Origin of the sequence: Paraburkholderia sediminicola (assembly GCF_046026895.1) — a bacterium.
In the GTDB taxonomy this organism is placed as follows: domain Bacteria; phylum Pseudomonadota; class Gammaproteobacteria; order Burkholderiales; family Burkholderiaceae; genus Paraburkholderia; species Paraburkholderia sediminicola_C.
In genome coordinates this window covers 69,956-84,019 of the sequence record NZ_JAQQEU010000036.1, presented here as the reverse complement: position 1 = coordinate 84,019, position 14,064 = coordinate 69,956, and the positions used below count along the sequence as shown (strand labels likewise).

The 14,064-nt window shown below is 65.5% G+C and carries 16 protein-coding genes and 1 riboswitch; all 16 genes read left to right on the top strand.

What is annotated here, in order from left to right:
- Positions 1-262: 262 nt before the first annotated feature.
- Positions 263-386, top strand: a riboswitch (TPP riboswitch).
- Positions 387-611: 225 nt separating this feature from the next.
- The 16 genes from PQR02_RS23930 (at position 612) to hisD (ending at position 13,964) form a co-directional block, all read left to right on the top strand.
- Positions 612-1,742 (top strand): FAD-dependent oxidoreductase, encoded by a 1,131-nt coding sequence (locus tag PQR02_RS23930; RefSeq protein ID WP_408236778.1) that lies wholly within the window; start codon positions 612-614, stop codon positions 1,740-1,742.
- Positions 1,743-1,793: 51 nt separating this feature from the next.
- Positions 1,794-1,991, top strand: coding sequence for a sulfur carrier protein ThiS (gene thiS, locus PQR02_RS23925; protein WP_121315856.1), 198 nt, complete (start codon positions 1,794-1,796; stop codon positions 1,989-1,991).
- Positions 1,992-2,033: 42 nt separating this feature from the next.
- Positions 2,034-2,849 (top strand): thiazole synthase, encoded by an 816-nt coding sequence (locus PQR02_RS23920; RefSeq protein ID WP_408236775.1) that lies wholly within the window; start codon positions 2,034-2,036, stop codon positions 2,847-2,849.
- A complete protein-coding gene (thiE, locus tag PQR02_RS23915; RefSeq protein ID WP_408236772.1) occupies positions 2,846-3,949 on the top strand; it encodes a thiamine phosphate synthase in 1,104 nt (367 codons plus the stop codon). The genes PQR02_RS23920 and thiE overlap by 4 nt, the downstream gene beginning before the upstream one ends.
- Positions 3,950-4,043: 94 nt before the next feature.
- The gene (locus PQR02_RS23910; protein WP_408236769.1) at positions 4,044-4,865 is read left to right on the top strand and encodes an ABC transporter ATP-binding protein; all 822 of its coding nucleotides are present in this window, start codon (positions 4,044-4,046) and stop codon (positions 4,863-4,865) included.
- Positions 4,862-5,629: a lipid asymmetry maintenance ABC transporter permease subunit MlaE gene (gene mlaE, locus PQR02_RS23905; RefSeq protein ID WP_408236766.1), complete on the top strand. Its 768-nt coding sequence runs from the start codon at positions 4,862-4,864 to the stop codon at positions 5,627-5,629. The genes PQR02_RS23910 and mlaE overlap by 4 nt, the downstream gene beginning before the upstream one ends.
- Positions 5,630-5,715: 86 nt before the next feature.
- Complete coding sequence (gene mlaD / locus PQR02_RS23900; protein WP_408236763.1) at positions 5,716-6,255, top strand: outer membrane lipid asymmetry maintenance protein MlaD; 540 nt, start codon at positions 5,716-5,718, stop codon at positions 6,253-6,255.
- An 11-nt stretch (positions 6,256-6,266) separates the two neighbouring features.
- Positions 6,267-7,283, top strand: a complete 1,017-nt coding sequence (locus PQR02_RS23895) for an MlaA family lipoprotein (protein ID WP_408236760.1) — start codon at positions 6,267-6,269, stop codon at positions 7,281-7,283.
- 114 nt (positions 7,284-7,397) lie between these two features.
- A complete protein-coding gene (locus tag PQR02_RS23890; protein WP_408236757.1) occupies positions 7,398-8,030 on the top strand; it encodes an MlaC/ttg2D family ABC transporter substrate-binding protein in 633 nt (210 codons plus the stop codon).
- Positions 8,027-8,320 (top strand): STAS domain-containing protein, encoded by a 294-nt coding sequence (locus tag PQR02_RS23885; protein WP_408236754.1) that lies wholly within the window; start codon positions 8,027-8,029, stop codon positions 8,318-8,320. The genes PQR02_RS23890 and PQR02_RS23885 overlap by 4 nt, the downstream gene beginning before the upstream one ends.
- Positions 8,321-8,557: 237 nt before the next feature.
- A complete protein-coding gene (locus tag PQR02_RS23880) occupies positions 8,558-9,490 on the top strand; it encodes an ABC transporter ATP-binding protein (protein ID WP_408236751.1) in 933 nt (310 codons plus the stop codon).
- Positions 9,487-10,251, top strand: a complete 765-nt coding sequence (locus tag PQR02_RS23875; protein ID WP_408236748.1) for an ABC transporter permease — start codon at positions 9,487-9,489, stop codon at positions 10,249-10,251. The genes PQR02_RS23880 and PQR02_RS23875 overlap by 4 nt, the downstream gene beginning before the upstream one ends.
- A 15-nt stretch (positions 10,252-10,266) precedes the next feature.
- Complete coding sequence (locus tag PQR02_RS23870; RefSeq protein WP_006052280.1) at positions 10,267-10,506, top strand: BolA family protein; 240 nt, start codon at positions 10,267-10,269, stop codon at positions 10,504-10,506.
- Between the two features lie 111 nt (positions 10,507-10,617).
- Positions 10,618-11,880, top strand: coding sequence for a UDP-N-acetylglucosamine 1-carboxyvinyltransferase (gene murA / locus PQR02_RS23865; RefSeq protein WP_408236797.1), 1,263 nt, complete (start codon positions 10,618-10,620; stop codon positions 11,878-11,880).
- Positions 11,877-12,575, top strand: a complete 699-nt coding sequence (gene hisG / locus PQR02_RS23860; RefSeq protein WP_408236745.1) for an ATP phosphoribosyltransferase — start codon at positions 11,877-11,879, stop codon at positions 12,573-12,575. Before murA ends, hisG begins: the two co-directional genes overlap by 4 nt.
- Positions 12,576-12,629: 54 nt before the next feature.
- Positions 12,630-13,964, top strand: a complete 1,335-nt coding sequence (hisD, locus tag PQR02_RS23855; RefSeq protein ID WP_408236742.1) for a histidinol dehydrogenase — start codon at positions 12,630-12,632, stop codon at positions 13,962-13,964.
- The last annotated feature ends 100 nt before the right edge of the window (positions 13,965-14,064 follow it).

Genomic DNA, 14,064 nt, shown 5'->3' with positions numbered 1-14,064 from the left:
CGGGCGCCCCCCCGTTTGGGGGGGGCCGCCCCTAACCAAAAAATATTTTTCCTATTTGGGCCCCCACGCCGATGCCGCAGCTTGCGCGTGCGGGCAGGCGAGCCGTCCACACCCCGCTTGCTGCGGCATCCGGTCCCGGCATTGTGCCAGAGCGCCGAGGCCGCTCACATCGACGCGCAGAAACCCGGTGCCGGATCAAACTCCGGCCGGGCGCACAAGCGGCTGGTTTGCGGGCGCCGCGCCTTTTATGGTCTAATGACCTGCGACGAAACAGGGGTGCTTCGCCCACAGGCGGCGTGATTTTCATACCGCGGCGGCGAGGCTGAGAGAGACCCTTTGCACCCGATCCGGGTAATACCGGCGCGGGAAGTTTCCGGAAGCAGCCAGTCTTCCATTCCCCGCCGCGCGGCGTCCGTACTTCGGTACGCGCGTATCGTCCGGCCGGCTTCACCCGCCGGTTTCGTCCTGGGTACGTGCGTTTCTTTGCCGTACGGAAAGGACTCGATGACCGCCTATTCTTCAGATATGTGTTTCGCTCTTCGCCACGACGCCGTCGGCGCGCCGTGCTTTCGCCTTGCTTGCCGCCGCGAATCGGAGTGGGAGTGCGCGCGATGAACGGTCCCGCACAACCCGAATTCGCCATCCTCGGCGGCGGTCTCTGCGGCCGGCTGGTCGCGTGGCGGCTCGCTGGGCAAGGACATCGCGTGGCGCTCTACGAGCGCGGCGACGCCGCCGGTTCGCAGGCCGCCGCGTGGGTCGCCGCGGCGATGCTGGCGCCGCTGGCCGAAGCCGCCAGCGCCGAGTTGCTGATTACGCGGCTCGGCGCGAGTTCGCTCGATAGCTGGCCGCAAGTGCTGGCCGAGCTGCCCGAGCCGGTGTTCTTCCAGCGCAACGGCACTCTGGTCGTCTGGCATCACGCCGACCGCACCGAAGCGCCACTGTTCGAACGCCGGGTGCGTTCGAACGCGCCGGCCGAATTGCTCGACGGCGGTTTCGTGACGCTGGCGGGTGCGCAGGTAGGCGCCGCGGAGCCTGCGTTGGCAGGCCGCTTCAATCAGGGCTGGCTGCTGCCGCGCGAGGGCCAGCTGGACAACCGTCAGGTCTTGGCCGCGCTGGCCGCGGGCCTGGCACAGCGCGGCGTCGAAACCCACTGGAACACGCCGGTCGACGATCACGCGTTGCCGCCCGCGCGTGTCACGATCGACTGCCGGGGCCTCGGCGCGAAGCCCGTGCTGCCCGCGCTGCGCGGTATTCGCGGCGAAGTCGCGCGGGTGCATGCGCCCGGTATCGACCTGACGCGCCCGGTGCGGCTGCTGCATCCGCGTTATCCGCTCTACATAGCGCCGAAGCAGAACGACCTCTACGTGATCGGCGCAACCGAAGTCGAAGGCGAGGACATGTCGCCGGTCAGCGTGCGCTCGGCGCTCGAATTGCTGAGCGCGGCGTTTTCCGTGCATCCCGGCTTTGGCGAGGCGCGCATCCTCGAACTGAATTCGCAGTGCCGCCCGACCTTGCCGGACCATCGTCCGGCGCTCATCTGGGACGGCGCGCAAACGCTGCGCGTGAACGGTTTGTATCGACACGGCTACATGATCGCGCCCGAGGTCGCCGACGAAGCCGTGCGCTTTGCGTCGGCGCTGCTCGACGGCCGCATCGCCGATGCCGACGCGTTCGCCGACTGGCGCCGCGACGCGCGCTGGAGCGAGCTTTTCCAACTGGATTCCGCGCGGGAGCCGGCATGAGCGTTGCGCGCCGTGCTGCTGTCGCCATCGATTGAACCGTATTCGAACACCATGGACATTCATATCAATCAGAAGCCGTTGTCGCTGCCCGAAGGCGCGACTGTCGCCGATGCGCTCGCCGCGTACGGCGCGCGGCCGCCGTTCGCGGTCGCGCTGAACGGCGATTTTGTCGCGCGCACCCAGCATGCCGCGCGCGCGCTGCAGCCGGGCGACCGGCTCGATGTCGTGCAACCCGTGGCCGGCGGCTAAGCGCCGCCCCGCCACGCATTGCCGGAGACCAGGATGATGCCAATGACTTCCCCCCAAACCGCCGACGCGCTCACGCTGTACGGCGAGACTTTCGCGAGCCGGGTGCTGCTTGGCACCTCGCGCTATCCATCGCTGCAGTCGCTGTCGGATTCGATCGATGCGGCGCGGCCCGGCATGGTGACCGTCGCACTGCGCCGGCAGATGAACGAAGGCGGCGCCGGCGCCGGCTTCTTCGATCTGCTCAAGCGCCACGGCGTGCCGCTGTTGCCGAACACGGCGGGCTGCCTGACCGTCGGCGAGGCCGTCACCACCGCGCATATGGCGCGCGAAATCTTCGAAACCGACTGGATCAAGCTCGAACTGATCGGCGACGACTACACGCTGCAGCCCGATCCGGTCGGTCTGATCGAAGCGGCCGCACAGCTCGTCAAGGACGGCTTCAAGGTGCTGCCGTATTGCACCGAAGACCTGGTGATCGGCCGGCGTCTGCTGGACGCGGGCTGTGAGGCGCTGATGCCGTGGGGCGCGCCGATCGGCACCGGCAAAGGCGTGATCAATCCGTATGGGCTACGCGTGCTGCGCGAACGGCTGCCGGACGTGCCGCTGATCGTCGACGCCGGGCTCGGCGTGCCGTCGCATGCGGCGCAGGTGATGGAGTGGGGCTTCGACGGCGTGCTGCTGAACACCGCGGTGTCGCAGGCGACGCACCCCGACGCGATGGCGCGCGCCTTCGCGCTGGGCGTCGAAGCGGGGCGCCAGGCCTATCTGGCGGGGCCGATGGCCGAGCGCGAAAGCGCGCACGCGAGCACGCCGGTAGTCGGCATGCCGTTCTGGCATCAAGACGGGAGCGCCGCATGACGCAAACACTGGCATTGAAGGATCGCGACCTGTTCTGGCCGCCCGCCGACGAACTCACCGAAGCCACCGAGCGGATCCGCGCGCGCCTCGGCGACTGGCCGCCGACCCATGCGCCTTGGCGCATCTGCCTGACCGCGCCGGACGAACCCAACGGCGGCGACCTGATCGTGCTCGCGGACGCGCAGCAGCATGGCGAGCAGGTCGCGCGCTGGCTGGTGCGGGGCGCCGGTGTGATCGAAGCGGCGGAGAACAAGGCCACGCTGCATCTTGGCGGCGAGAAGTACCGTCTCGAAGGTCATCTGGCGGAAGACTGGATTGCCGCGCTGGCCGCTTTCCTCGACTGCGGGTTCGATCCGCATGATGCGCTGGTGCTGGCCCTTGCGTGGCGCGACGGCGACGAAACCCGCGCCGACGACGCCTTTCCTGCCGATCTCGCGCGCTTTCCGCGTCTCGCCGGTTTGCCGGCCGCGCCGGCGCAGGCGTTCGCGCGCTGCCCTGAACGGCTCGGCCTGTACCCGGTGCTGCCGAGCGCCGAGTGGGTCGAACGGGTGGTGGGCTTCGGCGTGAAGACGGTGCAATTGCGCCGCAAATCGGCCCAACCCGCCGACGAACTGAAGCGCGAAATCGCCCGCTGCGTGGCCGCCGGCCGCGCGCACGACGCCCAGGTGTTCATCAACGACCACTGGCGGGCCGCGCTCGAAGCGGGCGCGTACGGCGTGCACCTCGGCCAGGAAGACGTGCATACCGCCGACCTGTCCGCGTTGGCCGCAGCCGGCGTCCGGCTCGGTCTGTCAACGCACGGTTTCTACGAGATTCTGAAAGCGCTGCATTTCCGGCCGAGCTACATTGCCTTGGGCGCAGTGTTCCCGACCACGACCAAGGTCATGCCGACCGCGCCGCAGGGCCTCAAGCGTCTGGCCCGCTACGTGCGATTGCTCGACGGCGTCGTGCCGCTGGTGGCGATCGGCGGGATCGACCTGCAGGTGCTGCCCGACGTGCTGGCTACCGGCGTCGGCTGCGCGGCGGTAGTGCGCGCCGTCACGGAAGCGGCCGATCCGGCGGCCGCCGTTTCTGCGTTGCAACAAGGGTTTACGCAATAATGGTCAGGCATCGTTAAGGGACTGGGCGCTTCACGGCAGCTTTTGCATGATGGCCCTATAATTCGGCCTTCCGTGTAAAAGGACTGTCAGTTTCGTGTCTTCCTCCCCCGAGACTTTACTCGAGCTGCGCGACGTCGACTTCGGTTACGGCGACCGGCTCGTCCTGTCGAACCTGAATCTGCGCTTCAAGCGCGGCCAGGTCGTCGCGGTGATGGGCGGCTCGGGTTGCGGCAAGACCACGGTGCTGCGTCTGATCGGCGGCCTGGTGCGCGCGCAGCGCGGCCAGATCCTTTTCCAGGGCCAGGATGTCGGCCAGCAGACACGCGACGGGCTTTACGCGCTGCGCCGCAAGATGGGCATGCTGTTCCAGTTCGGTGCGCTGTTTACCGACATGTCCGTGTTCGAAAACGTCGCCTTCACCCTGCGCGAGCACACCGACCTTCCCGAAGAATTGCTGCGCGACCTCGTGTTGATGAAGCTCAACGCGGTCGGTTTGCGCGGCGCGCGCGACCTGATGCCCTCGGAGATCTCGGGCGGCATGGCGCGGCGTGTGGCGCTGGCGCGCGCGATCGCCCTCGACCCCGAGCTGATGATGTACGACGAGCCGTTCGCCGGTCTCGATCCCATTTCGCTCGGCATCACCGCGAATCTGATTCGCGCGTTGAATCAGGCGCTCGGCGCCACCTCGATCCTCGTCACGCACGACGTGCCGGAATCATTCGCTATCGCGGATTACGTCTACTTTCTCGCCAACGGCGGGGTGCACGCCGAGGGCACGCCGGCCGAACTGCGCGCGTCGACCGATCCGACGGTGCGGCAGTTCATCGACGGCGCGCCGGACGGCCCGTTCAAATTCCACTATCCGAGCAACGCGCCGCTGGCGGCGGACTTCGGCATCGTCGGAGGCCAGTCATGATCAGTGCGATCGGTCGCTCGGTGATCAGCGGGCTGGGCACGGCTGGCTACGCCACGCGCTTTTTCTTCCGGTTGCTGCTCGAGTTTTTCCCGCTGCTGCGCCGTCCGCGTCTTGTCACGAAGCAGATCCACTTCGTGGGTAATTATTCGCTGGTGATCATTGCCGTGTCGGGGCTGTTCGTCGGCTTCGTGCTCGGCTTGCAGGGTTATTACACGCTGAACCGCTACGGCTCCGAACAGGCGCTGGGTCTGCTGGTCGCGCTGTCGCTCGTGCGCGAACTCGGACCGGTGGTCACGGCGCTGCTGTTCGCCGGCCGGGCCGGCACGTCGCTGACAGCCGAGATCGGCTTGATGAAGGCGGGCGAACAGCTGACCGCCATGGAAATGATGGCCGTCGACCCGGTCAAGGTCGTGGTCGCGCCGCGCCTGTGGGCCGGCATTATCGCGATGCCGGTGCTCGCCGCGATCTTCAGCGCGGTCGGCGTGTTGGGCGGCTACGTGGTGGGCGTGCTGCTGATCGGCGTCGACGCCGGCGCGTTCTGGTCGCAGATGCAAAGCGGCGTGGATGTCTGGCGCGATGTCGGCGCCGGGGTGGTCAAGAGCGTGGTGTTCGGCCTCGCGGTCACGTTCGTCGCGCTGTTTCAAGGCTATGAAGCCAAGGCGACGCCGGAAGGCGTGTCGCGCGCGACGACCAAGACCGTTGTGTACGCGTCGTTGGCGGTGCTCGGCCTCGATTTTCTGCTGACCGCATTGATGTTCAGCTAAGACTGCGCTGCACGTTTGCCGCCGGCGGCGTGTCGCGCGCCGCGCCGGGAACATGGACGGCGTGGCGGATTCACTTTGGGATGACGATGAAAAAGACTGTTCTCGACTTCTGGGTCGGCCTGTTCGTGGTGTTGGGTTTCGTGGCGTTGCTGTTTCTCGCGCTGAAGGCCGGCAACATGAGCTCGTTGTCTTTCCAGGCAACCTACCCGGTCAAACTCAAGTTCGACAATATCGGCGGGCTCAAGGCGCGCGCGCCGGTGAAGAGCGCGGGCGTGACGGTCGGCCGGGTCGCGTCGATCGGCTTCGACAGCAACGCGTATCAGGCGGTCGTCACGATCGATCTCGACAAGCAGTACCAGTTTCCGAAGGACACCTCGGCGAAGATCCTCACCTCGGGTCTGCTCGGCGAACAGTACATCGGACTCGAACCCGGTGGCGACACCGAAATGCTGAAGGCCGGCGACACGATTGCGATGACGCAATCGGCGATTGTCCTGGAAAATCTCATCGGTCAGTTCCTCTATAGCAAGGCCGCGGATTCCGGGGCGTCGAAGCCCGCTGCCGCAGCGCCCGCGCCGGCGGCTCCGGCACCGGGTTTGCCCGCCTCCGGCGCCGCGGGCCAATAAGGAGAACAAGCATGCAGACCTCACGCACCGAGGGCGCACGTGCCTTCCAGCTCGGTAAGGTGGCGGTGGCGGCCGCGCTGCTCGCTGGCTGCACGACCGTGCAGACGCCGACCAAGGGCGACCCGTTCGAAGGCTTCAACCGCACGATTTTCACGGTCAACGACAAGATCGACCAATACGCGCTGAAGCCGGTCGCCAAAGGCTACGTGTGGGTCACCCCGCAGCCGGTGCGCGACAGCGTGACGAACTTCTTTTCCAACATCGGCGACGTCTACATCGCGGCGAACAACCTGCTGCAGCTGAAGGTCACCGACGGCGTGCAGGACATCATGCGGATCGTGATCAACACGGTGTTCGGCGTCGGCGGGTTGTTCGACGTCGCGACGCTCGCGAAGCTGCCCAAGCACGAGAACGACCTCGGCCTGACGCTCGGTCACTACGGCGTGCCGCCGGGGCCCTATCTGGTGCTGCCGCTGTTCGGGCCGAGCACCGTGCGCGATGCGGTCGGCTCGGTCGGCAACTACTATGTGAACCCGCTGAGCTATATCGATCCGCCGGGTCTGAGCTGGGCGCTGTATGGTCTGAACATCGTCAACGTGCGCGCCAACCTGCTGGGTGCGAGCGACGTGCTGGAAGGCGCCGCGCTCGACAAATACTCGTTCGTGCGTAACGCGTATCTGCAACGCCGCCAGTATCTGCTGTCGGACGGCCGGCGTTCGGCGGCGCTGCCGAATTACGATCAGGAAGCGCCGCTGCCGAAGTACGAGGACGTCGAGTCCGGCGCGGCCGGCGCGCCGGCCGGCGCCGCCACGGGCACGCAGGGTGCTGCCGCGAAGGCGGCCGCGGCATCCGGCACCGCTGTGGCGACGCCGCCGCAGGGTGAGTCGGCGGCCGCGCCGGAAGCCGCGTCGGGAGCCTCCGAAACGCCGCCGTTGGACCTCAACGGCGGTCCCGAGACGACGCAGATTCCGGCCGGCCAACTGGTGCCGCCCTCGCGTTTCAATTTTCCGTCTTTCAAATTGCATTGAGCGTGAAACCGTAACAGATCGATACGACTCTCGCAGTTTGCGCATGGATTGCCGTCGAACTCGCGTGTTAAGGTCCGCTCCAACGCTTGCACTATTTTTGAGGCTAGGTTCGATATGAAAAAATTCTTCCTGATTCCGCTATTTGCCGCGTTGTTCTCGTTCGCGAGCACCGGCGCATCGGCGCAAACCGTCGACACGAATTCGCCGGACGGCATGATCAAGACCGTCACCCAGCAGGTGATCGATGCGATCCGCGCCGACAAGTCGATTCAGCAAGGCGACATCTCGCACATCACGCGTCTGGTCAACGAAAAGATCCTGCCGTACACCGATTTCCGCCGCACCACGCAACTGGCGATGGGCCGGAACTGGCGCACGGCCACGCCCGAGCAGCAGAACCAGGTGGTCGAGCAGTTCAAGACGTTGCTGATCCGTACCTACTCGGGCGCGCTTGCGCAAGTGCGCGATCAGGAGATCCAGTACAAGCCGTTCCGCATGAACCCCGACGACACCGATACGGTGGTGCGCTCGGTCGTGATGAACAACGGCTCGCCGATCGAACTCGACTACCGTCTGTACAAGACGCCGCAAGGCTGGCGCGTGTATGACATCAACGTGCTCGGCGCATGGCTGATCCAGGCGTATCAGCAGCAGTTCAACGAACAGATCCAGCAGAAGGGCGTGGACGGACTGATCCAGTTCCTCACGCAGCGCAACCAGCAACTCGCTGCGGGCAAGCAGTCGTGAGCGAAGTGCTGAGTCCCGTCGCCAACCGCTTCGAAAGCGGCGCGACGCTGACCCACGCGAGCGCGAAAGCCGCGCTCGCGGCGGGTTTGCAACGCATCGAGGCGGGCGCGGGCAGCGTGGACTGCGCGCCGCTCGTGCAATTCGACTCGTCCGCGCTGGCCGTGCTGCTCGCGTGGAAGCGTGCCGCCCAGACTCGCGGCGTCGAATTCGTGATCATCAATCTGCCGGCTGGTCTCGCCAGCCTCGCGCAAGCCTACGGCGTCGACACGCTCCTGTGTCGACCGGCGTAGCGCTTTAGCGCTTGCTCCGGTCCCACGCAACCTGGTGGCGTCAGTGCGACATTGACGCTGCATTGACCTGGTAAGCGCATCGCTTCCAATCCCCCTGCCTCAGGCGGGGCCTCTGGTTTTTGCCCTATAATCAAACGTTTTTTGGGGCGGCTAACCGGCCCCAATTCCGTTCCTTTCCAGCATTTGCGCGCCCTCTCCGGGCTCCTTTAGGCGCCGCGACCCACGCGGCCCACAGTCATGTCAGCCATAGAAATTCGTAACGTCAAGAAGCGCTACAAGGACTTGCAGGCGCTCAAGGGCGTCAGCCTCACGGTCGAAGAAGGCGAGTTCTTCGGACTGCTCGGTCCGAACGGCGCGGGCAAGACGACGCTCATCAGCATCCTCGCGGGCCTCGCTCGCGCCGATGAAGGCAGCATCGCGGTGCGCGGCCATGACGTCGTGGACGATTTCCGCAATGCGCGCCGCGCGCTCGGCGTCGTGCCGCAGGAACTCGTGTTCGATCCGTTCTTCACCGTGCGCGAAACCTTGCGCATCCAGTCCGGCTACTACGGGCTGCGCAACAACGATGCGTGGATCGACGAGATCATGGCCAACCTCGACCTCACCGACAAAGCCGACGCCAACATGCGTGCGCTGTCGGGCGGCATGAAGCGCCGCGTGCTGGTTGCGCAGGCGCTGGTGCACCGGCCGCCGGTGATCGTGCTCGACGAGCCGACCGCGGGCGTCGACGTCGAGCTGCGTCAAACGCTGTGGAAATTCATTTCGCGTCTGAACCGCGAAGGCCACACCATCGTGCTGACCACGCACTACCTGGAAGAAGCCGAGTCGCTGTGCGACCGCATCGCGATGCTGCGGCGTGGCGAAGTGGTCGCGCTGGATCGCACCAGCACGCTGTTGCAACGCTTTGCCGGCATGCAGCTGTTCGTGCGGTTCGCGCAGGGCGTGCTGCCGGTCGAACTGCGTCCGCTCGAAGCGGAGAGCGGCGCCGGCAACGGTAACGGCCGCCAGCATCTGCTGCGCCTGTCGAGCTACGACGAAGTCGAGCGGATTCTCGCGCAGTGCCGTGCGGCGGGCTGTACATTCGAAGAAATCGAGGTCCGCAAGGCCGACCTCGAAGATGTGTTCGTTCAGGTGATGAACGGTCCGGAAGTGATCGAGGGGCTTGCATGAGCGGTTACGGTGGATTCACTACGCTGTTTTACAAGGAACTGCTGCGTTTCTGGAAGGTGGCGTTCCAGACCGTGCTCGCGCCGGTCATCACCGCGCTGCTTTATCTGACCATCTTCGGCCACGCGTTGCGCGGTCACGTGCAGGTCTATCCGGGTGTCGAATACACGAGCTTCCTGATTCCGGGTCTCGTGATGATGAGCGTGTTGCAGAACGCGTTCGCGAACAGCTCGTCGTCGCTGATCCAGTCGAAGATCACCGGCAACCTGGTGTTCGTGCTGCTGCCGCCGCTGTCGCACTACGAGATGTTCGGCGCCTATGTGCTCGCCGCCGTTGCGCGCGGGCTGGCGGTCGGCTTCGGCGTGTTCATCGTGACGATCTGGTTCGTGCCGGTCAGCTTCACCGCGCCGCTCTACATCATTCTGTTCGCGATTTTCGGCGCGGCGATTCTCGGCACGCTCGGGTTGATCGCCGGCATCTGGGCCGAGAAGTTCGATCAGTTGGCTGCGTTCCAGAACTTTCTGATCATGCCGCTCACGTTCCTCTCGGGCGTGTTCTACTCGACGCACACGCTGCCCGCGGGATGGCGCGAAGTGTCGCGGCTCAATCCTTTTTTCTACATGATCGACGGCTTTCGCTACGGCTTCTTTGGGATGTCGGATATCAATCCGCTCGTGAGCCTTGCAATCGTCGTCGGTTTCTTCGTGGTGCTGGCCGTGGTGGCGATGCGCATGCTCGCTTCCGGCTACAAACTGCGCCACTGATCAGGAGCTTCTCTCATGTTGCCGACTCCCGAACAGGTCAAGCAATACATTGCCGCTGGGCTCGCTTGCCAGCATCTCGAAGTCGAAGGCGACGGCCAGCATTTCTTTGCGACCATCGTTTCGCCGAGCTTCGAAGGCAAGCGTCTGATCCAGCGCCATCAACTCGTGTATGCGGCGCTCGGCGACCGCATGCGTGAAGAAATCCACGCGCTCAGCATGAAGACGCTGACGCCCGCCGAATGGCAGAACGCGTAATCTGGAAATTTAGTGCGAATTACTCAAGAAGGACGCGACGCCGGCAGCGGCGCGTCGAACACGGTCAATGCAGCCCCGGCCCAAGTCCGGGTCAATCAGGAACTGACAGGCATGGATAAACTCGTCATTGAAGGTGGCTACCCGCTGTCGGGTGAAGTTGTCGTCTCGGGTGCGAAGAACGCGGCGTTGCCGATCCTGTGCGCGGGTCTGCTCAGCGCGGAGCCAGTGCATCTGGAGAACGTCCCCGACCTGCAGGACGTGCGCACGATGCTCAAGCTGCTCGGTCAGATGGGCGTGCGCATCGAGAGCGGCGAAGGGCGCGTGGCGCTCGACGCGTCGAAGGTCGACAACGTCGTCGCGCCATACGAAATGGTCAAGACCATGCGCGCGTCGATCCTCGTGCTCGGCCCGCTGGTCGCGCGCTTCGGTCATGCACGGGTGTCGCTGCCGGGCGGCTGCGCGATCGGCGCGCGTCCGGTCGATCAGCACATCAAGGGCCTGCAGGCGATGGGTGCCGAGATCACGATCGAGCACGGCTTCATCGAAGCACGCGCGAAACGCCTGAAGGGCGCGCGCATCGTCACCGACATGATCACCGTGACGGGTACTGAAAACCTGTTGATGGCGGCGGTGCTGGCCGAAGGCGAAACGGTCATCGAGAACGCGGCGCGTGAGCCGGAAGTCGGCGACCTCGCGCATCTGCTGGTCGCGATGGGCGCGCAGATCGACGGTATCGGCACGGACCGCCTGGTGATCCAGGGCGTCGACAAGCTGCACGGCGCGAAGCACACCGTGATTCCGGACCGCATCGAAGCCGGCACGTTCCTGTGCGCGGTGGCGGCGGCCGGCGGCGACGTCACGCTGCGTAAAGTGCGTCCGCTGATTCTCGAAGCGGTGACCGAAAAGCTGCGCGAAGCGGGCGTCACGATCGAAGAGGGCGGCGACTGGATGCGCGTGCGCATGGACAAGCGTCCGACCGCCGTCACGTTCCGCACCTCCGAATACCCCGCATTCCCGACCGACATGCAGGCGCAGTTCATGGCGCTGAACACGATCGCGGACGGCACCTCGCAGGTCGTCGAAACGATCTTCGAGAACCGCTTCATGCACGTGCAGGAATTGAACCGCCTCGGCGCGAGCATCACGATCGATGGCAACACCGCGCTCGTGAACGGCGTCGACAAGCTGTCCGGCGCGATGGTGATGGCCACCGATCTGCGCGCGTCCGCGAGTCTCGTGATCGCCGCGCTGCGCGCCGAGGGCGAGACGTTGATCGACCGCATCTATCACCTGGATCGCGGCTACGACCGGATGGAGACCAAGCTCAACGCGATCGGCGCAAAGGTGCGCCGCGTGTCCGGGAGCCACGCATGAGTTCGATGCCGCAAACGTCGTCGTCGCCGGCGGTGAGCGCGCCGCTCACGCTGGCGTTGTCGAAAGGGCGTATCTTCGAAGAAACGCTGCCGCTGCTCGCCGCAGCCGGCATCGAAGTTGCCGAAGATCCGGAAACCTCGCGCAAGCTCATCCTGCCGACCACCGACGCCAGCCTGCGCGTGATCATCGTGCGCGCCACCGACGTGCCGACCTATGTCGAATACGGCGCGGCCGACTTCGGCGTGGCGGGCAAGGACGTGCTGCTCGAGCATGGCGGCAGCGGGCTGTATCAGCCAGTCGACTTGGATATCGCGCGGTGCCGGATGTCGGTCGCGGTCGCGGCAGGTTTCGATTATGCGAACGCGGTGCGTCAGGGCGCCCGCTTGCGCGTGGCGACCAAGTACGTTGAAACCGCCCGTGAGCATTTTGCCGCCAAGGGCGTGCATGTCGACCTGATCAAGCTGTACGGTTCGATGGAACTGGCGCCGCTGGTGGGCTTGGCCGATGCGATCGTCGACCTGGTGAGTTCGGGCAATACCTTGCGCGCCAACAATCTTGTCGAGGTGGAGGAGATCATGCAGATTTCGTCGCGCCTCGTTGTGAACCAGGCGGCGCTCAAGCTCAAGCGCGCCGCGTTGCGGCCGATTCTCGACGCCTTCGAACGCGCGTCGAAAGCCGACTCCGCCGCGGCCTGATAGTGTTTGTGTGACCACGCTGTAAAAAGCGCGCCTTACCGAAACGGATACTGTATGTCTATCAAGATTCGCAAACTCGATTCCACCGCTCCCGACTTCCAGAAGTCGCTGCATGCGGTGCTCGCGTTCGAGGCGAGCGAAGACGAAGCAATCGAGCGCTCGGTCGCGCAGATTCTGAACGACGTGAAGGCGCGCGGCGACGCGGCGGTGCTGGAGTACACGAACCGCTTCGACCGTCTCGACGCGAAGAGTATCGCGGCGCTCGAATTGCCGATGTCCGAGCTGGAAGCGGCGCTCGAAGGCCTGGAGCCGAAGCGCCGGGCCTCGCTCGAGGCGGCGGCGGCGCGCGTGCGCGGCTACCACGAAAAGCAGAAGATCGAGTGCGGCAGCCATAGCTGGCAGTACACGGAAGCCGACGGCACCGTGCTCGGCCAGAAGGTCACGCCGCTCGATCGCGCGGGCATCTACGTGCCGGGCGGCAAGGCGGCGTATCCGTCGTCGGTGCTGATGAACTCGATTCCGGCGCGCGTGGCCGGCGTGCGTGAAATCGTCATGGTCGTGCCAACGCCGGGTGGCGTGAAGAATCCGCTGGTGCTGGCGGCCGCGCTGCTGGGCGGCGTGGATCGGGTGTTCACGATCGGCGGCGCGCAGGCGGTGGGCGCACTGGCCTACGGCACGCAGACCGTGCCCGCGGTCGACAAGATCTGCGGCCCCGGCAACGCGTATGTCGCATCGGCCAAGCGTCGCGTGTTCGGCACGGTCGGGATCGACATGATCGCCGGGCCGTCGGAAATCCTCGTGCTGTGCGACGGCACCACCGACCCCCGCTGGGTTGCGATGGACCTGTTCTCGCAAGCCGAGCACGACGAGCTCGCGCAATCGATCCTGCTGTGCCCGGACGAAGCGTTCATCGCCCGGGTGCATGACGCGATCAACGAATTGCTGCCGACCATGCCGCGTCAGGACGTGATCCGCGCGTCGCTCGAAGGGCGCGGTGCGCTCATCAAGGTGCGCGACATGGCGGAAGCCTGCGCGATCGCCAACGACATCGCGCCGGAACACCTCGAAATCTCCGCGCTGGAGCCGCATCAGTGGGGCCAGCTGATCCGCCACGCCGGAGCGATCTTCCTCGGCCGCTATACCAGTGAGAGTCTCGGCGACTACTGCGCGGGACCGAATCACGTGTTGCCAACGTCTCGTACCGCACGGTTCTCGTCGCCGCTCGGCGTCTACGATTTCTTCAAGCGCTCCAGCCTGATCGAAGTCAGCGCGGAAGGTGCACAGACGCTCGGCGAGATCGCCGCTGAACTCGCGTATGGCGAAGGCCTGCAGGCGCATGCCCGCAGCGCGGAATACCGGATGCGGCAAAACAACCACGATCGCGGCTAGAAGGAGCGGGGCGCGGCGCGTCTGACGCGGAAGAGAAGCAGGCGGGCCGCGACCCGGCGCCTGCGAACTTCTCGCGACGGATTGCGCGCGCGACCGTTCA